Origin of the sequence: Paraburkholderia sabiae (genome assembly GCF_030412785.1) — a bacterium.
In the GTDB taxonomy this organism is placed as follows: domain Bacteria; phylum Pseudomonadota; class Gammaproteobacteria; order Burkholderiales; family Burkholderiaceae; genus Paraburkholderia; species Paraburkholderia sabiae.
In genome coordinates, this window is sequence record NZ_CP125295.1 from 2,347,544 (window position 1) to 2,367,176 (window position 19,633).

General features: G+C 64.2%; 21 protein-coding genes. 2 read left to right on the top strand and 19 right to left on the bottom strand.

Features of this window, described 5'->3' with window-relative positions:
• Nucleotides 1-6: 6 nt before the first annotated feature.
• Nucleotides 7-441: a response regulator gene (locus QEN71_RS10570; RefSeq protein WP_201649093.1), complete on the top strand. Its 435-nt coding sequence runs from the start codon at nucleotides 7-9 to the stop codon at nucleotides 439-441.
• Between the two features lie 597 nt (nucleotides 442-1,038).
• Here the strand turns inward: QEN71_RS10570 and QEN71_RS10575 are convergent.
• Entirely contained in the window at nucleotides 1,039-2,673 is a 1,635-nt protein-coding gene (locus tag QEN71_RS10575; RefSeq protein WP_201649092.1) for a sensor histidine kinase, read from the bottom strand.
• Between the two features lie 101 nt (nucleotides 2,674-2,774).
• Nucleotides 2,775-2,948, bottom strand: a complete 174-nt coding sequence (locus QEN71_RS10580; RefSeq protein ID WP_201649091.1) for a hypothetical protein — start codon at nucleotides 2,946-2,948, stop codon at nucleotides 2,775-2,777.
• A gap of 133 nt (nucleotides 2,949-3,081) precedes the next feature.
• Between QEN71_RS10580 and QEN71_RS10585 the strand changes: the two genes are divergently transcribed.
• The gene (locus tag QEN71_RS10585; RefSeq protein ID WP_201649090.1) at nucleotides 3,082-3,513 is read left to right on the top strand and encodes a response regulator; all 432 of its coding nucleotides are present in this window, start codon (nucleotides 3,082-3,084) and stop codon (nucleotides 3,511-3,513) included.
• Between the two features lie 15 nt (nucleotides 3,514-3,528).
• Here QEN71_RS10585 and QEN71_RS10590 read toward each other — a convergent pair whose 3' ends face one another.
• The 17 genes from QEN71_RS10590 to QEN71_RS10670 all read right to left on the bottom strand — a co-directional run bounded on the left by QEN71_RS10590 (nucleotide 3,529) and on the right by QEN71_RS10670 (nucleotide 19,580).
• Complete coding sequence (locus QEN71_RS10590) at nucleotides 3,529-4,188, bottom strand: biliverdin-producing heme oxygenase (protein ID WP_233471723.1); 660 nt, start codon at nucleotides 4,186-4,188, stop codon at nucleotides 3,529-3,531.
• A gap of 205 nt (nucleotides 4,189-4,393) precedes the next feature.
• On the bottom strand, nucleotides 4,394-4,594 hold the full coding sequence (locus tag QEN71_RS10595; RefSeq protein ID WP_201649089.1) for a CsbD family protein: 201 nt from the start codon (nucleotides 4,592-4,594) through the stop codon (nucleotides 4,394-4,396).
• Nucleotides 4,595-4,711: 117 nt separating this feature from the next.
• Entirely contained in the window at nucleotides 4,712-4,921 is a 210-nt protein-coding gene (locus tag QEN71_RS10600; RefSeq protein WP_201649088.1) for a hypothetical protein, read from the bottom strand.
• A 160-nt stretch (nucleotides 4,922-5,081) separates the two neighbouring features.
• On the bottom strand, nucleotides 5,082-5,966 hold the full coding sequence (locus QEN71_RS10605) for a 2OG-Fe(II) oxygenase (RefSeq protein ID WP_201649087.1): 885 nt from the start codon (nucleotides 5,964-5,966) through the stop codon (nucleotides 5,082-5,084).
• Between the two features lie 80 nt (nucleotides 5,967-6,046).
• Complete coding sequence (locus tag QEN71_RS10610; RefSeq protein WP_201649086.1) at nucleotides 6,047-6,520, bottom strand: nuclear transport factor 2 family protein; 474 nt, start codon at nucleotides 6,518-6,520, stop codon at nucleotides 6,047-6,049.
• 169 nt (nucleotides 6,521-6,689) lie between these two features.
• Nucleotides 6,690-7,973 (bottom strand): patatin-like phospholipase family protein, encoded by a 1,284-nt coding sequence (locus tag QEN71_RS10615; RefSeq protein WP_201649085.1) that lies wholly within the window; start codon nucleotides 7,971-7,973, stop codon nucleotides 6,690-6,692.
• A 164-nt stretch (nucleotides 7,974-8,137) separates the two neighbouring features.
• Nucleotides 8,138-9,571: a vWA domain-containing protein gene (locus tag QEN71_RS10620; protein WP_201649084.1), complete on the bottom strand. Its 1,434-nt coding sequence runs from the start codon at nucleotides 9,569-9,571 to the stop codon at nucleotides 8,138-8,140.
• A gap of 51 nt (nucleotides 9,572-9,622) precedes the next feature.
• On the bottom strand, nucleotides 9,623-10,267 hold the full coding sequence (locus QEN71_RS10625) for a TadE/TadG family type IV pilus assembly protein (protein WP_201649083.1): 645 nt from the start codon (nucleotides 10,265-10,267) through the stop codon (nucleotides 9,623-9,625).
• A gap of 1 nt (nucleotide 10,268) precedes the next feature.
• The gene (locus tag QEN71_RS10630; RefSeq protein ID WP_201649082.1) at nucleotides 10,269-10,808 is read right to left on the bottom strand and encodes a TadE/TadG family type IV pilus assembly protein; all 540 of its coding nucleotides are present in this window, start codon (nucleotides 10,806-10,808) and stop codon (nucleotides 10,269-10,271) included.
• Between the two features lie 33 nt (nucleotides 10,809-10,841).
• Complete coding sequence (locus QEN71_RS10635) at nucleotides 10,842-11,834, bottom strand: type II secretion system F family protein (protein ID WP_201649081.1); 993 nt, start codon at nucleotides 11,832-11,834, stop codon at nucleotides 10,842-10,844.
• A gap of 48 nt (nucleotides 11,835-11,882) precedes the next feature.
• Nucleotides 11,883-12,863: a type II secretion system F family protein gene (locus QEN71_RS10640; protein WP_201649080.1), complete on the bottom strand. Its 981-nt coding sequence runs from the start codon at nucleotides 12,861-12,863 to the stop codon at nucleotides 11,883-11,885.
• Between the two features lie 28 nt (nucleotides 12,864-12,891).
• On the bottom strand, nucleotides 12,892-14,283 hold the full coding sequence (locus QEN71_RS10645) for a CpaF family protein (RefSeq protein WP_201649079.1): 1,392 nt from the start codon (nucleotides 14,281-14,283) through the stop codon (nucleotides 12,892-12,894).
• Between the two features lie 51 nt (nucleotides 14,284-14,334).
• Entirely contained in the window at nucleotides 14,335-15,537 is a 1,203-nt protein-coding gene (locus tag QEN71_RS10650) for an AAA family ATPase (RefSeq protein WP_201649078.1), read from the bottom strand.
• A gap of 54 nt (nucleotides 15,538-15,591) precedes the next feature.
• Nucleotides 15,592-15,879, bottom strand: coding sequence for a hypothetical protein (locus QEN71_RS10655; protein ID WP_201649077.1), 288 nt, complete (start codon nucleotides 15,877-15,879; stop codon nucleotides 15,592-15,594).
• A gap of 38 nt (nucleotides 15,880-15,917) precedes the next feature.
• A complete protein-coding gene (locus QEN71_RS10660) occupies nucleotides 15,918-18,026 on the bottom strand; it encodes a type II and III secretion system protein family protein (RefSeq protein ID WP_201649076.1) in 2,109 nt (702 codons plus the stop codon).
• Between the two features lie 118 nt (nucleotides 18,027-18,144).
• The gene (gene cpaB / locus QEN71_RS10665) at nucleotides 18,145-18,984 is read right to left on the bottom strand and encodes a Flp pilus assembly protein CpaB (protein WP_201649075.1); all 840 of its coding nucleotides are present in this window, start codon (nucleotides 18,982-18,984) and stop codon (nucleotides 18,145-18,147) included.
• A 65-nt stretch (nucleotides 18,985-19,049) separates the two neighbouring features.
• Nucleotides 19,050-19,580: a hypothetical protein gene (locus QEN71_RS10670; protein ID WP_201649074.1), complete on the bottom strand. Its 531-nt coding sequence runs from the start codon at nucleotides 19,578-19,580 to the stop codon at nucleotides 19,050-19,052.
• Between the last annotated feature and the right edge of the window lie 53 nt (nucleotides 19,581-19,633).

The following is a 19,633-nucleotide window of genomic DNA, read 5'->3' on the forward strand; positions in this document are numbered from 1 at the left end:
CTACGCGTGCTTAGACCAATCTTGCTGGTGGAAGACAATGTCAACGATATCGAGTTGACGCTTATCGCGCTGGAGAAGACACGGCTTGCGAACCCTGTCGTGTCGATACGCGACGGCGCGGAGGCGCTCGATTATCTGCGGCGCGAAGGTCAGTATGCGGAGCGCAAGGATGAGAATCCTGCGGTGATTCTGCTCGACAAGAAGTTGCCGAAGATCGATGGGCATGAGGTACTCAAGGCCGTACGGGCCGACGATAAGCTCAAGCGCATTCCTGTTGTTATGCTCACTTCTTCTCGTGAGGAGAAGGATTTGTTGCGGAGTTATGATCTTGGGGTTAATGCTTATGTCGTAAAGCCCGTTGAGTTTGATGATTTTATGGGGGCTATTAATGATCTCGGGATGTTCTGGGCGGTTTTGAATGAACCGCCGCCTTATAGGTGAGTTTTTTTGTCTGCGACGCTAGTCGCCATTTTTTGTTTTTTTTGCTGCGCTGGCATCCGCGGTTTCGTATCGGTACTTCATGCGTTGCCCCTGTGCGGGGCGGCACCTACTTTTCTTTGCAGCGGCAAAGAAAAGTAGGCAAAAGAAAGCCGCTTTTGTACCTCCGGTGCCTGCCCGGATACCGCTTCGGCATGCCGCAGTTGAGCCATTGCGCAGCAACGTCCACACTCTGTAGAAAGCCCGCAGTCAACCGCGCACGGCGCGAAACCCGCACACAGTCTGGAGCACATACCGCCGCAATCAGACCGACGGCAAACACACAAAAACAGCCGACCGAATGTGTCCCAGGGGGATGTCATCTTTCGCGCTGCGCGCGCCTGACTGCGGGCTTTCTACGGAGTGTTTGCGTCGCTGCGCGACAGCTCAAAGACCGTGTGCCGTGGCGGTATCCTGGCGGGCACTGGAGGTTTGAAGCGGCTTTCTTTTGCCTACTTTTCTTTGCCGCTGCAAAGAAAAGTAGGTGCCGCCCCGCACAGGGGCAACGCATGAAGTACCGATACGAAATCGCGGATGCCAGCGCAACAAAAACCAAAAAAATCACCGATAAACCGGCAAGGTGACAACAAACCGAGAACCGCACCCACGCCCAGGGCTTTCAGCCCGCACACTCCCTTGATGCAAATCAACAAGATGCTTAACAAGCCAAAGCCCGAGCCCAAGCCCGGCAACACGCCCGCCACTCTCAGGATTAATCTGCCGAAACCGCTCGAAGATACGAGCCAAAGCATCCGGCTCAATCCCACAACCGGTATCCCGCACCATCAACTCAACCTGCTGACCTTTAACGGTCACACTAACCTCGACTTCGCCCTGCGCGCAGAACTTCACAGCATTCGATAAAAGATTCCACGCAACCTGTTTCATCCGGCTCTGATCGGCCATCACCACGCAAGGCGCCAGTTCACCGACCACCAGCCGTAATCCCTTGGTCTCGGCCGTCATGCGAATGTCCTCGGCCACATTGCCGGCCAGCGCACCGAGATCGACAGGTGCCAGATTCACCGACAGCTTCCCCGTCGCAATAGCACCGCTATCGAGCAGATCATCGACCATATGCGACAACTGATGCGCATTGCGTTCGATCACCCCCGCCGCGCGCGCGACATGCGATGGGTCTGCGGCACGCTGCAACAGCGTCGTCCACGACAGGATCGCGCCGAGCGGCGAACGCAACTCGTGACTCACAGCCGTGACGAAATGATCCATCGCGCGCGCCACTTCGTCGCTATGCTCGCGCGCGCGTTTCTCGGATTCGGCGATCGCGCGCTGCTCGAGTTCGGCCTCCTTGCGCGACGTGATATCGAGCGTAAAGCCGATGATCGCCTTCAGCGTATCGCCCGGTTGATAACGTCCAAGGCCACGCAGCAGAATCCAGTGCACCGATCGGTCGGGCCAGGTGACGCGAAACTCGACTTCGAAATGATCGCGCTCGGCGAGCGCGCGATTCATCGCCTCGTTCACACGCACGCGATCGGCTTCATCGACGAGTTCGTCGAATAGCAGCGTCTGCGTCAAAACATCAGTCGGCGCGAGACCGAGGTTCACCTTGCACTGCTCGGTGCCTTCGATCGCACCCGTCGCGGGATCCAGTTCCCATGCGCCGATATGCGCGAACTCGAGCGCCTGGCGCAACTGCTCGCGATGCACGCGCAGTTCCGCATTCGCCTCATCGACCAGCACCTGACGCAAACGCGCCTGCGAACGCAGCTTCGCGCGTTCGCGCTGATCGCGCTCGGTCACGGCAATCGAATCGCTCACGTCCATCACGCACATGCCGATCATCGGCGCACGCTCTGCGCCGCCGTCGATCATCGACGTGCGTACCTGCCAGAATCGCGGCGTCAGCGCACCGTCGCTCGCGTTGGGCGTAGGTGTGTCATAACGGATCAGCGGAGACAGACGGTTTTCTCCGGGCACGAGTCCCGGCAGCATCGAGTCGAGCCAGCTGCGCCGCAATTCACGTTGCGATTGCGAGCCGAACTGGTTGATGTCGTAGATGGAACGGCCCTGAATGTCGGCCAGTATGACGCCCGTCATCTCACGATAACGCGCGTTGGCGAGCACGACTTCGAATCGCTCGTCGAGGATCAGCCAGGCGTCCGGCAGCAGTTCGAACACTTGCGTGGTGTCGACCGGCAACGCGGCGCGCGGTTGGCTGGTTAGTCTGTCCATAGACTTGCAGTCTACCCGAAAGGAAGTCAAACCATCGGACAATCCGCCCCTCACGCTCATGCCACGCGACTGGAAAAATCGACAGCGCAGCGCGCCTAAACTTACAACGGCTCGCCAGTGCGCAGCGACGTTCGATCGATTCCACGCAGTCCGGCCATGAGCGTCAAACCCGAATGCACGACGCGCGCCATCTCGCGCGAAGCCCCGCCACGCACGGCGTCAACGCGTGCGCCCGAGCGTCGCGGCACGTCGGCAGGCTCGCACGAACGCATCATCTGCACATTTCCGATGCGATTGGCACGGGTCATGCGTGCGGGGACACTGTTTCATGATGACGATTCGTCAGTAACCCGCCTGCACACTCTGCACCGTTAGTCGGCTGCGCGAGCAGAAGTAACGCCTGTACACATGGATTCGAACGCTCTATCGGACAGCCGCCTCCCCACCATCCTGCTCATCGACGACGAGCCGGATCTTCTGATTGCGTGGGCCCTCCTTCTCGAACTTGAGGGCTTCCACGTGCTCACTGCCTTCGAGCCCCGCAAGGGCGTCGAACTGGCGCATCGCGTGCATCCCGCGCTCGTCATCACGGACCTGATGATGCCCGGCATGGATGGCGCCGAAGTGTGCCGCAGACTCAAGAGCGATCCCGGCCTCGACGGCATGCCTGTGATCCTTTGGAGCGCCTCACCCGACATTCCGAGCGATCTCGATTGCGAATGCACGCTGCACAAGCCTGTTGCGCGTGAGACTCTGCTCGGTCAAGTCGATCTGCTGCTTCGCCGGCCGCATCCCGGCCCCAGCACGCTCAACGGTGCGGGTGACGCGCCATTGAACTGAGCCTGCAACCGCGCGCTAGCTGCTCAACTCGCCGAGCGCTTTCTGCGTGTCGACGTCGATGAGGGCGTCGATGTCGACGGCCTGCGTTCCCGGAATCCGTTCCAGCAGTCGATCGAACGCGTCGCGCGCGCCGTCGCATGCACGCGCGATATCGTGCGGCGTATGGACTTCGCGGCGCATCGCGTCGAGGAAGTCTTTCCAGCGCGGCCCCGGCGGCACGCCGTCGCCGCTCAGATAGCGCAACGGATGCGGCGCCAACGTTTCGTGCAAGCGCCGGTAGAGCACGGTCCCGCCCAGTTGCGATCCTTCGATCACGTAACACACGCCCCACCGGTAAGCGGCATCGTCGGCATCGGGCGGCGCGGCTTCGTCGCCAGTCGTGTCGATCGTATCGCTCGGAACGCGCAGCGATGGATCAGCGAGATCCCGTTCGATCAGCGGCATCCGCGCGATAAACGGCACGGCGCGCTGCGGGCCGTCGTCGAAGCGAGCGAGCCATCGTTCGAGCGGCGCGAGCCACGCCCCGATCAGTTGCAGATGCAAGCGATAGTCATGCAGCGTCGGCATATCCGCCGAAAGCGGCATCGTCGAATCGATCAGCGCGTGACGGCTGCCCGTCGCGACACGCAGCGCGGCGAGCACATCGGGTTCAGACGTGGAAAGCGGAGAAGACACGCGAGGTTTCCAGTGCGAGATAAATGGACCGGTCATTCTAATGGCTGCGCGTGCAACCACATACATCGGGCGCAGACATCGAAACAAAATGAAATACAACGTAAAACGGGCCGCGTCGCAACGCGGCCCTGCGGGCTTTGCCCGTCTAGCTTATACGCTCCCTGTGATCGAACCGCCGGGCGGCTCTACTCTGTGCGCCGCCTGATCAGTGATGATGCTTGCGGTCTTCGCGAGCGACGTCCTTGGCGGCTTCCTTCGCGTCACCGTAGGACTTCTGCATTTCGCCGGCGCCCTGCTGCACATCGCCCTTCAACTCCTGGCTGCGGTTGCCCGTTGCCTTGCCGACGGCCTCATTGACCTTGCCTTTCATCTTCTCGGCGGTGCCCTTCACTTGATCCTTGTTCATGGCTGACTCCGTCTGGTTACGCCGACGCACGGTTGCGTCAGTCGATCAGATTTGAGCATCCGTTGTGCCTGGCTCATGGAGTCGATCGCGCCATCAATCGCGTGGTGGATCACACTGTCAGCCGACCTCTGGCGCACGCGTTTCGAGCGCCCGCAGCTGCCCGTCGAGCTTGCGCGCCCGCACCTGTTGCGACGGCACGAGCCGCGCCGCCATCACCGCGTTGAGCCGGGTGCGCCAGTATGAAAGCGGAAAGCGGTGTTCCGCGGAGATGTTTTTGAGCACGCGCTCCAGATGCTGGAGTTCGCTTTCCAGTTGATAGTTGTCCATTGTTGGTCCCCTTTTGTGTCTTGTTCCCGTCGGGAGGTCGATGCATCGGCGCAGGCAGCGTTTGAAACAGGCCATCGATACGCTGGCCGTCTAGCAGCACTTGCCATACCTGCAATCCAGATTGCATCGCCCGACGGCCGACACGCCGTCCGGGGTCACGCTAGACGTAAGGACGCTCGCGCATCCATTTCGTCATGATCCATTTCTCGCCGCTCGTGACGGGTGCGCCGCCGTGCAGCGTCAGCGGATCGAGCTGGCGGCGCCCGTTCATGTAGCGGAAGTAGATCGCGCCGCCTTGCCGCGCCATCACCGCGAGCCCCGCATCCGGAAACACCGTTTCCCCGCCGCCGTCGACGTCGCTCAGATAGACGATCAGCGTTGCCACTCGCTGGCCGCCGCGCGACGTATGCAGCAGGCTGCCGCCCTGGCCGGGCGGGAAGTAATCGAAGTGCGGACGGTATTCGCCCCCCTTCGTGTAATGCAGGATCTGCAATCCTTCGCCATGTTCGAGCGGCCAGTTCATCAACGCCGAGATGCGGCGGTCCAGCCGCTCGATGAACGCGTCCTCGCAGCGCTGGAACCAGAAGCCTTCGCTGGTGCGCAGCTGGATCACGTCTTCGCGGCCGCTCTCGGGATTGACCGTCGTGGAGCGTTTCAGCCGATGCCGCGCGCGCTCGATGAGTTCGTCGCATTCGTCGCGCGAGAGCACGTCGTCGAACGCGATGACCTGCGGACGCTCGAAGCGCACGCGAACCGCGATATCGCGGTCGTGCGCGCGCACCGTGTTGCCCACCGCGACGGGACAGGCATCGTAGTCATAGGCACGCGTTTCTTCTTCCGTCGGCTTGTCGATGACGGCCGCTTCGGTGCCTGTTTCCGCGCGTTTTTCCGCGAGTTGAGCGGATGACGCGCGGCGCACGATCTCGCCCGCCGCGTCGGCATCGAAACCCGCCTGCACCATCGCCTCGACCATCGATTCGGGCGTGCACCCGCGGCCCACGTTCGTCGTGAGCCATTCCTGCCATGCCGTATCCACTTCGCGCATCACACCCTCGCTGCTTCGTTGTCGTGTCCGCTTCCCTTACGTCCCGCCCGTGCCGCGCTTATGCCGCGCTTATGTCGCGCTTATGCCGTTCGTGCACGCCACGCCGAGAGCCCGCGTTTCGCCTGCTCGCGAATCGCGCCCTGCACGAACGGCGTCCAGCCGAGCAGCGCGCCCTTCGCACCCAACGCCTGACTCGCCCACCGCCACAGGTCGAAACGGTCGCGATGCTCGACGATCAAACCGTCGCGAAACACGAAGCGCGCGTCGATCTGATTCACGACCGTCCTGCCCGTCTGGCTGAACACGTAACTTGCGACCCAATGCGCGCTGCCGTGGTCGTCGTCGGCCGTGACATGGCTGAACGCGAGCGTGAACTCCTGCGCGCGCGATACCAGCATGCGCCACATGTCGCTCACTTCGTCGCCGTGCAGTTCCGTGAACACGGGGTCGCTGAACGTGACGTCGGGCGCGTAGCACGCGGCCATCGTCTCGACATCGCGCCGCTGGAACGCTTCGTAGAATCGCTCGATCAATGCTGCATTGGGATGAGTCATGTTGGTCTTGTATGCCCCGTTTTTACCTGCCCGCGACCGCCGCCGTAATAACGTCCGATAAACGTTCAACCGCGCCGCGCGATCCATTGCGTCGGCGCAACGTCAGAGTCATGAAGGCAAGGTACAACACGCTCGCGCGATCGCGCAATCGTTCAGTTATGTCGCCGTCTTACGCGGCATCGGGATCCGAGCGATGGATCGCGATGCCTTCCATCGGATCGGGCTCGGCGTGCCACGGCGCACGTTCGATCATCCGCTGCGCGTCGGCGTAACCGGCGTCCCAGCGACGCCGGATGCCGTCCGTCGAAAAGTCGATGTCCTTGTGAAGATCGTCGCGTCCGAAGCTCGGCGCATCGAGTTCGATCACCTGCATCGTCGTGCCGCAGCCCCAGTTCAGCAGTTCCTTGACGGCCGCCGACTCGCGCTCGTCGTCGGGCAGATGTTTGCCGAGTTCGCGGATCACATGTCGCAGCCGGTGAATCTGCCGCTGTCGTTCGAGATGGCTCTCGGCGCGACTCGAATACTGGATGTCGCGCTGACGGCTCATCGCCTCGTGGATCGACGCCGGCTCGGCGCCATGCGCGGGCCACAGTTGCACGGTGAAGATCACGGAGCTATGGCGCGGCCGGTCGTCGAGCACGGCTTCGAGCGGCGTATTCGAATAGATGCCGCCGTCCCAGTACGCTTCGCCGTCTATCCGCACGGACGGAAAGCCCGGTGGAAACGCCGCCGACGCCATCACATGGCCGACGTCGAGCGGCTCGTCGCGATTGGTGAAATAGCGCATCTGTCCGCTGCCCACGCCGACCGTGCCGACCGTGAGGCGCGTTTCCTTGCCGTTCAGATAGTTGAAGTCGATCAGCGCGGCAAGCGTCTCGCGCAGCGGCTCGGTGTGATAGAACGCGGCCTGCTCGATGCCGACGGGCGTTTGCAGCGCGAGCCATGCATCGGCGCGCGGCGTGAAGAACGCGGGCAAGCCTTGCGACATGATCGACAGGTTGCGCAGCCATTGCTCGTAGCCGGGAATCCATGCGGCCCAGGCCGTCGCGAGCGCAGTCGACAGATGCGCGGGCAGTCCGAGCGCAGCGCAGGCTGGCCCACAGGCGGCGAGCCAGTTCGGCGTTTGATGGCCCGTCCATGTCACGCGATCCCAGAACATGCGCAGGCGCTCCATCCGATCGGCGGGCGGATTGCCCGCGATGATCGCACCGTTGATCGCGCCGATCGACGTGCCGATCACCCAGTCCGGCTCGATCCCGGCGTCGTGCAGCGCTTCGAACACGCCCGCCTGATACGCGCCCAGCGCGCCGCCGCCTTGCAGCACGAGGACGACCTGCGCATCGATATCAGGATGCGCGGCAGCGCGCGCGTCTTCTGCCTTGCGAGGCCGCGTGGATCCGCGCGAGGCCTGCGCGGAATGCGCAACCGCATGGACCGCAGTTTTCTTGACCATCGTGCTTCTCCGTTGAGCAACGAAGCGTTCGACTGGAGACTTGCGGCGCGTGCCTGAGCCAAAACCTCAGGCAAATCCACGGCCGCAAGCAGTCACACGATAGCGCACCTTTATTTCGCGCGCACTTCAGGGCGCGCGGACGTACTGCCTGCTTACTTCGCCGCTTACTTCGCGATACGCAGAATGGCCGATGCGAGTTGCGCGTAACACGGCTTGATGTCGTTGATCGTCGCCGCGTAGCAATACACGCCGACAGGCTGCTTCGAGTCGTAACAGCGGCTCGGACCATCGGCGACATTGGCGATGCACTTCAGAATGTCCTGGCCGACCTCGCCGCTGCCCGCGCCCGTCTTCGTCAGCAGCGATGGACCGTAGCCGAGCGCGAACACATAGATGCCTTCCGCGCGCGCCTTGGCGGCCATCATTTCCATCAGGTTGCGCGACGCGTTGTTCACGTTCTGATACTTGATCAGCATGTTGGCGAGTTTCGAACTGGACGAGGCGACGTTCGGCATGCTGCTCGTGACGGGACGCGTCAGCGTGCCTGCGATGGGCGATGCCGGCGTGATCGGCAGCGTCGAGCTGGCATCGGATGCGGCGTGGACGTCATAGGTCGCGGGCATGCTGGTCACGTTGTCGGCGTAGGGGTCGTGACAGCTGGCCTGCTGGTTCTGCACGGACATGTTGTTGAACGCGCCGGGGTTATTGTTCGACGAGGTCGAGGTCGGCGGGCTGTCGCTGGACACGATCGTGTAGCCGCCCGTCGCGCAGGTCGTCGTCGCGCCCTTGGTGAAGTTCGCCGCAAAACTGTTCGGCGCCCCGTCCGAGAAAAACACGATCACGCGCAGACTCGACGGCTGCGTGATCACGTGATCGAGCTGGTATTTCGCGTTCCAGATCGCATCCACGGATGCCGTGTTGCCGCCGAAGCTATAGCCGTTGATCTTCGTCGTCATCGTCGTGCGGTCGAAGCCGCGCGTCTGGTCGCTCTTGAACGGCACGTCGACGACCGTGCCCGTCGCGAAGTGCATCAGCGAAACGCGGTCGGTCGACGTGTTGAAGTTGTTGAGAAAGCCCGTCGATCCCGAGCGCACCGCTGCCTGAGTCGTCGTGTCGCTCATCGAACTCGTCACGTCGATCACGAACGACAGGTCGAGATCGCGCCGGATCGCTTCGCCCGTAGTCGCGACGTTGAGCACCTTGAAACCCTGGATCTGCATCAGCGTGAGCGGCACGGAGGCCTGCGCGGCGAGATCGATCGTCACAGTGCCTTTGTCGATCTTGACCGACGGCGCGCTCAGCGTCGCCGTCGAACCGAGAAAGCCCGTCGGATAGTTCGCCGCAAAAAACGCGTTCGCAGCCGTGGTCGCGTTGCTGATCTGCTCGGCCTGGCTCGCGCCGCGCGTGACGGCCTGGCCCGCCGCGATCAGCGCGCCGTCGACGGCTGAGTCCAGCCGCGCCTTGATCATGTAGCCCATCCCCGCGTCGATCGCGAGACCGGCAACGCCGAGCAGCGCCGCCAGCGACAGCGCGACGAGAATGCTCACCGAACCCTGCTGGCGCTTCTGCGCACGCATCGTTCTTTTCAAGGTCTTCATCGCTTTTTTCATCGCTTCCCCCGTGCTTCGTGCAGCCACGCTGCCGGCGCTTCAGAACACGCTCATCGAATACAGATTCGGCGACAGCGCGGGCGTCGTGATGCCGCCGCCGAGATTGATCGCGCCGACCAGCGGCGGCTGCACATAGAACGCTTCGACCGCGTACGCGATCTGGCCGTCGGAGAGCTTGCCCTTGAGCAGATCGACCGGCTGCGGTGGCGTCTTGCCGCCGAGTCCGTTGCACGATCCGCTGCCGTCCGTCGCCCACGACGTGCCCGCCGTCGAGCAGTTCCAGATCTTGCTGGCCGCACCGCTGTCGCCGCCGCCCGTCCATTTCCATTGCGCGACGACCGTGCCCGTGCAGCCGTTGCCCTTCGAATCGCAGCCGGTCGAGCCCATGATCTGCGTGATGTAGATCATGCCGCTGCCGCTCATGCTGAGCGGCGGCGTGGTGGCCGCGAGCGACGACATGATCGTCTGCATCGGATACGTGGCCGCGGCGCGCGACGCGAGATTCGCGCCTTCGCGACTGACGTTGATGAGGATCATCTGCGCCTGCACGTTGCGCGCGATGTCGTAGAGCGGCAGCGCGATGCCGAGCAGCAGCGGCAGCAGCAGCGCGAACTCGATGCTGACGATGCCCCGCGTCCTGCGGCGTGCGCTTATTCCGCCTTTGAGCCGTGGTCTCGTCTTCATGTCAGAAGCCCTCGTTGCGCATGGTCGCCGCGACGCTGAAGTTGAAGAAGCCGCCGGGAAAGAACGAGCGGATCATCGGCGTAAGCATCGGCCACGCGCAGTTGAGTTGCAGCACGACGATGTCGCCGGGATTGCCGAACATGTTCGACTGATAGCTCGAATCGCCCGCATAGCTCTGCGTCTTGCCGCTGTTGACCGTGATCGCGTAGCTCGGATTGACGAGCGGGTACAGTCCCATCGACTGATCCCTGATCTCCTGGATCACGGCGAGATAGCGCTGCGGACTCGACGAGTTCGGATCCATGCCTGTCTGTCCTGTGACGGCGTAACGCGCGCCTTCGCGCACCGCGTATTGCATCGTCAGGTTCACCCACAGCGCGACGCCGAGATCCAGCGCCATGCACAGCAGAAAGAACAGCACGGGCGCGATCAGCGCGAATTCGAGCGCGGCGACGCCGGCCTGCAGGCGGCGCCCGCGCGCGCGGCCGCTGCGCGTCGGCCTGCATGAGGGCATTGACGGATGAGCACGGCTGGTTTTCATCGTGTCGCTCCTGGCGTCGGTTCGGTGGTCGGTTCAGTGCATGCCGCTCATCGTGGGCAGCAGCTGGTGCGCGACCTGCATCGCCGCGGGCCCGATCAGCACGATGATCAGCGTGGGGAAGATGCAGAACATCAGCGGAAACAGCAGCTTCAGCGCGATCTTCGCGGCCTGTTCCTCGGCGCGCAGCCGCCGCTTGGTGCGCAGCGCGTCGATGAACACGCGCAGCGAATCGCCGACGCTCGTGCCGAAACGGTCGGCCTGGATCAGCATCGACGTGAGCGTGTCGATGTCCTCGACGCCCGTGCGCAGCGCGAGATTGCGCAGCGCCTTGTCGCGCGCCGAACCCGCACGCAGTTCGAGCAGCATGAGTTCGAATTCTTCCTTGAGCGCGTGGCTCTTCACGCCGATCTCTTCGGCGACGCGCTGCATCGCCGCGTCGATCCCGAGCCCGGCTTCGACACACACGGTCATCAGATCGAGCGCATCGGGCAGGTCTTCGAAGAGCGTGCGCTGACGCGCCTCGACGAGACGGCTCAGCACAACATTCGGCAGATAGAAGCCCAACGCCGCCGCCGAGAGCGTGCCCATCAGCAGGAATTTCTGCGCGTCCGGGCCCGCCAGCAGCGTGATGCCGACCAGCACGAGCGCGGGCAGACCGAGCGCGAGCAGTGTCTTCGCAGCGAAGTAGATCGCGGGCGCGCCGTCGCTGCGCAGCCCTGCGTTCGCAAAGCGGCGCCGCAGCGCGGACTTGTCCCAGTCGTCCTTCGGCAGAGAAAGCCGCGCGACGTGATGCGAGACCTTCGCAACGGTTTCCATCCAGCCGGGGTTGTCTTCATCGGCCGAAGCGGGTGCGCCTTGCATGCCCTGCATATCCTGCATGCCCGCCATGCCTGCCGATGAAGAAGCCGCGATGCCGTCGATACGCCGCTTCAGCGGATCGGGACGCAGCAGCGACATCGCCTTCCACGCCGCGCCGAACACGATCGCGAACATCGCGGCCAGCACGAGAATCTGTTCGGTTTCCATGATTTCCCCGTTTTTTTTGCGTCGTTTTCGTTGTTTTCGATTGCGCGGCTATACGCGGATGCGCACGGTCCTGCGCAGCCACAACATGCCGAACAGCATCATCGTCAGCGCGACGGCCGCGATCTTCTGGCCCGTCTCGTCTTCCCAGAACACCTTGCAGTAGCCGGGATTCAGCACCGACAGCGCGCCCAGCACGATGAACGGCAGCACGCCGAGAATCCATGCCGACAGCCGCCCTTCCGCCGACAGCACGCGCACTTTCGCGAGCAGCTTGAGCCGGTCGCGGATGATGCTGGCGATGTTGCCGAGAATCTCCGCGAGGTTGCCGCCCGCCTCGCGCTGGATCAGCACGGCGATCACGAAGTAGCGCACGTCGTCGACGGGCACGCGGCTCACGAGGTTCATCAGCGCATCGTTCATCGACACGCCGTAGTTGATCTCGTCGAACGCGATGCGGAATTCGCCGCCGAGCGGATTCGGCAGCTCGTCGGCGACCATGCCGAGCGCAGCGGGAAACGAGTGTCCGGCGCGCAATGCGCGGGCGATCAGATCGGCGGCATCGGGCAACTGACGTTCGAGGCGCACGATGCGCTTCGCGCGCTTGCCGCGCAGATACACGAGCGGCAGCAGCGCGGCGGCGCCCGCGACGGCCAGCGCGACGGCGAACGGCAGATTCATGCCGCCCATGCCCAGCACCAGTCCGACGCAGCCGGACATGGTCGAATAGCCGACGAAGCGTCCCACCGACCACGACAGCCCCGACTGCTGCAGATACAGATCGAGCAGATGCACGCGCGGCATGCGCATCAGCATGCGCGTGAGCGTCGGCGATTCGCTCAGCAGGCGCTGCTTGAGAATCGACATCTGCTCGTCGCTCACGTGGCCGCCCGCCGACATCGCGCGGATCCGCGCGTCCATCCGCTTGACGGCGGGGCCATGGCGGCTGTTCCAGTAGAGGTACACGCCCTCGATCATCAGCACGATCGCGACGAAGCCGAGCACCGCGAACGCCAGCAATGTCGTATCCATGTCCGTCTCCTTGAGCGTCGATGAGCGTTCAGACTTCGTAGCGCCGCGCCGGATCGAACATCTGATCCGGCAACGCGAGACCGAACGCGGCAAGCCGGTCGGCGAACTTGGGCCGCACGCCCGTCGCGCAGAAGTAGCCCTTGACTGTGCCGTCTTCCGCGACGCCCGTGCGCCTGAACGTGAAAATCTCCTGCATGTTGATGACCTCTCCTTCCATCCCGGTGATTTCCTGGATGCTCATCAGCTTGCGGCGGCCATCCGTGAGACGCGACGCCTGCACGACCACCGTGATCGCCGACGCGATCTGCTGGCGCATCGCCTTGATCGGCATCGACAGACCTGCCATGCCGACCATGTTTTCGAGGCGCGTGATCGCGTCGCGCGGCGTGTTCGCGTGCAGCGTCGCCATCGATCCTTCGTGGCCCGTGTTCATCGCGTGCAGCATGTCGAGCGCTTCCGCGCCGCGCACTTCGCCGAGCACGATGCGGTCGGGCCGCATCCGCAGCGCGTTCTTCACCAGCGAGCGCTGCGAGATTTCGCCTTTGCCTTCGATATTCGGCGGCCGCGTTTCGAGCCGCAGCACGTGTTCCTGGCGCAGTTGCAGTTCCGCGGCGTCTTCGATCGTGACGATGCGCTCGTCGCCGGGAATGAAGCCCGACAGCAGATTGAGCATGGTCGTCTTGCCGCTGCCCGTGCCGCCCGAAATCAGCACGTTGAGCTTCGCCTTGATGAGCGCTTCGAGCAGTTGCGCCATCGCGGGCGTGAAGGTCTGGTTCTTCACCATGTCGTCCACTTTCAACGGATTCACGGCGAAGCGGCGAATCGACACGAGCGGCCCGTCGATCGCGGAAGGCGGAATGATCGCGTTGACGCGCGAGCCGTCGGGCAGGCGCGCGTCGACCATCGGCGTCGATTCGTCGATGCGCCGCCCCACACGCGACACGATGCGCTCGATGATCTTCATCAGATGCGCGTCGTCGAAGAACGTGATGTCGGTGTGTTCGAGCTTGCCGCGCCGTTCCACGTACACATGCTGCGACGTGTTCACGAGAATGTCCGACACGGTCGGATCGGCGAGCAGCGGTTCGAGCGGACCGAGACCGAACATTTCGTCGTGCACGTCCTGCGCGAGACGCCGGCGTTCGATCTCGTTCATCGGAATCTTGTCTTCGTCGACGATGCGTTCGACCAGTTGCGCCAGTTCGCGGCGGATCTGCTCGGGCGTGAGGCGCTGCAGCTTGTCGAGTTCGACACGGTCGATGATCTTCTCGTGCACGTTCATCTTCAGCGCCTGATACGCGCGCCGCGCGGCCATGCTTTCGGCGGTGTTGCCCGTTGCTGCCGTATCGGGCGCAGCGGCGCCGCTGATTGCGCCGTTGATCGACACGCTCTGCAATCTCAGTTGATCGCGCAATGACATGATGAGAATCCCCCGTTGCTGTGTGGTGGCGCGCGGTGATTTGCTGACCGGTCAGTGACCCGTCTTCAGCTGCGGCACGTCGCGCGGTTTCGACGCGAACAGACGCGCGAGACCGCCCTTCTTCTCTTTCTGCGGCGCGGGCGACAGCACATGCGCGAAGGCCACGATGTCCTGCGCGAGCGCGCTGCCCCTGGCAACGCTCATGATGGGCAGTCCCTGATCGAGCGCCGTGCCCGCATGCTTGTCGTCGCGCGCGAAACGATGCGCGACGCTCATCCCGAAGCTCTGTTCAAATGCCTGCAGATTGACGGGCGCGTGCTTGTCGTACTGGTTCACGAGCACGCTGACCTTGCCCGTCGCGTAGCCGAGTTCGTGAAAGATGTCGAGCATGCGGCGGCCCGCGCGCAGATACAGCACGCTCTGGCGCACCAGCATGCAGATGCGGTCGCTTTGATCGAGCACGTGAATCGCGAGCGGATTGATGCCGAGTCCGAGATCGACGATCACGGCGTCGTACTGGGAGCGCGCGAGCGCGAGCACGCGTTCGAGTTGCGCAGGACGCAGATCGCCTGCACGGATCGGATCGCCCGCGCCCGCCAGCACGTCGAGGTTGTCGTTCACGTGCATTACGCAGGCATCGAAAAACGCGTTGTCGAGCCGGTCGACCTGCGCGCACAGATCGGCGAGCGTCGCGGCAGGCGTCTGGTCGGCCACCAGCAGACTCGCGTCGGCGAACTGCTGGTTCGCGTCGACGAGCAGCACGCGCTTGCCGCGTTGTGTCGCGAGTGCATGTGCGAGATTCATTGCGATGAAGGTCGTGCCCGTGCCGCCCTTGCACGACGTCAGCGAAACCACGCGCCCTTCGCGCCGCGCGCCCGCCGTCTTCTTGCTCCACACATGCGACAGCTCGGCCGCGAAAGCCTGTGCGTCGAGCGGCCAGGGCAGCACGTGACGCACGCCCGCGCGCATCGCCGCCATCAGCAGCGCCGTCGACGGCGCGGGCGTCACCAGCATGCAGTTCAGCTGCGGCACGTGCGCAAGCGTCTCTTCGATCGACGCCATGTCTTGCGGCTCGAGATCGACATCGTCGACGATCAGCAGATCCGCCGACTTGATGGCCGCGGCGTGCGCGCGCAGTTGCCGCACCGAGCCGTGCTGAGCCCGCACGCGATGCGCGATGCCGCATCCTTCCAGCAACTGCTCGATTTTCTGCGAGCGGTCCGGACCCGATGAGATGAGGAGGATGTCGATCATGTTCAGTCTCCGCGTGCGGGGCTTGTCGTGGATTGAGTCGGTGGCGCGTGCGCGTCAGTTCGAGCCGGGCAGACCGACCGCGAACACGTTGATGGGCGGCGGCGGCGTCGTGAACGACTTCGCGTAGTTCTTCTGGATCGCCGAGGCCGTCGCGCCGTCGACACCCGCCACCGGGTCGGTGTTCATGCTCGCGTTCGGATTGAGCGTCTGCATTTCCTTCAGCTGCGAGACGGAACTGCCGAACGTCGCGTCCCACTGCGGCGTCGAGGTCAGGCAGCCCGCGAGCGTCACGCTCGCCGCCGCGCACAGCGACGCGCGGATCAATGTCTGGATGGTTTTCATGTCGGTCTCCAGGAGTTCGTTGGCGCTTTTTGGGAAGCTTATTGGGTGCGCTGGTTGCCGCTGCTTTCGCGGGCCTGCTGCGCAGCGGGTTGAGCAGCGGATGTCTGCGCGGCTTCCGCCAGCGGCTGCGCGCTCACGCTCGCGGTCTGCACGGCTGCCGTGTGCACGTCGACCGGTTCGACCCGGGTGATGGGCGCGGTGCCGTCGCTGCCATCGCCGCTGTCGGGTGCGCGCGGCGTGGCGGGCGCACGGATCGCGTCCGATACCGGCTGCGTGCGTTCGGGCGCCGGCACGGGCGTCGGCGCCGTCGTGCCTTGCGACGTGATGACGGGCGTCAGCACCACAGGAGCGGCCGAACCTGTCGTCGCGATCGCACCGCCCTTGACGGGGATCGGCGACGGAATCGCGTTACCCGGCATCGTGCTGGGCAATGCAGCGCCCGTCGACGGCTGAGTGGGTTCCACAGGTGCTTGCGGCTTCTTGCCTTCCATGTTGCCCGTGAAGAACACGCCCGCTTCCGTCACCTTGCCGAAGTGATCGGTCGGCAGCGGATAGTTCTGCGGCAGCGGTTTCGCGAGGCGCGGCGTCACGACGAACACGAGTTCCGTCTTGTCTTCCTGGAAGTTGGTGCTGCGGAACAGCGCGCCGAGCACGGGCACTTCGCCGAGTCCCGGCAAGCCCTTGAGCGTGCCCGTCACGTTGCTCTTCATCAGACCGCCGATCGCGAAGCTCTGGCCGTCGTACACCTGCAGCGTCGTGGACGCGCGGCGCGTCGTGATGAGGGGCAGCACGGCTGTCGTGTTGATCGTGCCCGCCGTCACGGCGACGCCCGTCGGCGACAGTTCCGACACTTCCGGCGACACCTTCAGGTTGATGCGGCCGTTGTCGAGCACGGTCGGCGTGAACGTGAGACCGACGCCGAAGGTCTCTTCCTGCAGGATGATCGTCGAGCCCGCGAGGCCGTTGCTCTGCGGCACGGGGATGAACACCTTGCCGCCCGCGAGGAAGCTCGCTTCCTGGCCGCTGATCGCCATCAGGTTCGGTTCGGCGAGCACCTTGACGAGCTGGTCGGTCTTCTGCGCGTCGAACGCGAAGTTGAGCGGCTTGTTGTTCGCCTTCGAGCCGATCAGCGCGCCCATGCCGCCCGACAGGAAATCGGCGAGCAGGCCGAAGCTCCAGCTGCCCGTGCCGCCCTGGATGTTCGCGGCCATGCCGAGCTGGTCGATCAGCGTCTTGGATACTTCGGCCACCTTCACTTCGAGCATCACCTGCTGCGGCGCGGCCACGTGCATCATGTTGACGATGCGCTCGTTGTTGCCGTTGCCCGATGCGCCGGCCGGCTTGAGCACGGCGGGAATCATTGCGCCGCCTTGTGCACCGCCTGCGTTGGCGGGCACGGCGGCGGGCAGCGGCGAAGTCGGACGCGTGACATACGCGCGCGCCAGTTCGACGATGCGCTCGGCCTTCACCGAGTCGGACACGGTGCCCGTCAGCACGAGCGTGTCGGCGGCCGCCTTGACCTGCACGCCCGTTTCTTCAGGCATCAGCACGGCGAGCGTCTGCTGCAGGCCGCCGGGATCCGCGCCGACGGAGACATCGATGATCGTGCACGAGCCGCTGCGGCCCTGCACGATCATGTTGGTCGTGCCGACGTCGCTGCCGAGCAGATAGAGCGTTTGCGGCGACACGAGCATCGCCTGCACGATCGACGGATTGCCGACCGTGCGCGTCTTTACCGACTCGCGCACGTTGACCATCGTCGACTTGCCGACGGGAATCGTCACCGTCTGATGATCGGCGATCGCGCCCGTGCAGTTCGGCCCCTTGCCGCCCTGCGACACGCCCGCGGCGGCGGCCTGCCCGGCCCCGCTCATGCCGATCGTCAGATGCACGGCGCCGCCATTCGACGCCATCGTCATCGGCAGCGGCGCTTCCTGGCTCACTGCCTGCGCGGCAGGCAGCGCCCACAGGCACGCGCCCATCGCTGCGCCGACGCTCGCCTGAAGCAGACGCGCGCGGCGCGAGAAAGGTGCGGCGTGCGTGCCGGTTTGCGTGCCCGAATGCGTGTCATTAAGCGTCGGCTGCGCGGCTTGCTTCGTGGCGCGCTCGCATCTGGCGTGCGCGCGCTGGCTATCTCTGGCGTTCATGTCCTTCCCCCGTATTGGCGCCGTGGTCTGGTCTCGTCACGGCTTGCGCTTGCGCGTCTGCGTCTCTGCTTCGGTCCCTGCTTCGGTCTGTGTTCCGGTCTCTGTCAGTGCATGCCGCTCAAAAACATTCCTGTCTCGGCTGCGATCCGTCGATCACGCTCACGCAGTTCGACGGCGCCCGCGCGACGACCTTGCGCACCACCGGCTTCGGAGCGGGTGCGGGCGCGGCCGGTACAGCGACGGGAATCTTCAGCAGCGTGGCCTTGGTCGCGCCGGCCGTCGTCGCGTCCTGCGGATCGACCTGGTTGCGCAACACGAGCGACAGCGAACCGATGCTGCGCGCAAGGTCGATCTTCTCCGCCTGCTCGGGCGTGACTTCAAGCGTCACGGCATCGACTACTTTCGGCTTGGTTTCGTCGCGGCCCGCTTCCTGGGCGACGGCGAGCACGAGAATCTTTTCGAGCACGATCTTCGAGATGTTCTGGTCGCGTCCCATCGTGCCGCCGCCTTCGCGGTTGTCCTTCTCGGTGTTGACGAGAATGTCGACGTAGTTGCCCGGCAGCGCGAAGCCCGCGACGCCGATCACGTCGTTGACGCGCACCGTGATCGCGCGCTTGCCTTCGTTGATGACAGCCGACAGGCCGCCGAGCGTGCCGACGGGCGAGAGCTTCGCCTCGAGCACGGGTTCGCCGCGCGACAGGCTCGCCTTCAGCACGCGGCCTTCGAGCTTCTTCACGTCGTTGAACGTGCCGGGCGGCACGCTGCCCGCGGGCCAGTCGGACACCTTGAGCATGTCGGGCGAGACGCGCTGGCCGAGACTCATGTCGGCGGATGCGATCACCACCTTGGTCGTCGATGTCGACGTCTGCTGCACCATCCAGCGCGCCGCGAACACCACGGCCGCAAGACCGGCCGCCGTCGCGACGAGCAACATCACCAACGCGCGAGCGTTCTTCATGTCGTTCTCCTGACTCTCGCCGTCGGCGACGGCGCACTTAGGGATCGTGTTGCGGAATTGAGCTGTCAGTCGTGCAGTCGGGGATCGCGAAACTGCGGGCTGTATGCTTCGGCTTCGGCTTCGTCGCGATCTGCTGCGTGCAGCGCTGCCGTCGACAGCTGCGCTGCCTGTTCGCGGCGCTGCGCCACCCACTGCGCGACGACGAGATCCAGCAGCACCTGCTCGCGTTGACGGCGCCCCGCCGGTGCGAGCAGCGCGCGCTGGCGCAGATGGATCGCGGGATCGGTCGTGCGGCGCAGTTCCGGCGCCGCGTCCACGTAGTACAGTGCGTACGCGGTGGACGCGGACTCCGTGATGCCGGCTTTGTTGTCGGCCTTGTTGTCGACCTTGTTGTCGGCACCGTTTTCCGCCGCTGCGGAACGGCTCCCCCATGCGAAGGCCGTCGTGCGGCCTGAATCGTTCGTCTTCATCACTTCCCCCGTATCCGGCCCGCCTTCGTGCGAAGGCTCTTTCCAGGTGGACGACCCCGCGTCCACACCCCGTTGCTGGTTCTGCTTCAAACCCTTCTGCGAAGGCTCGCTGCTATCTTTCTTCACTGCGGCTGCGCTCTGTGCTGCTTCGTTTTATTCGTTGTCTTCTCGAGTGACGG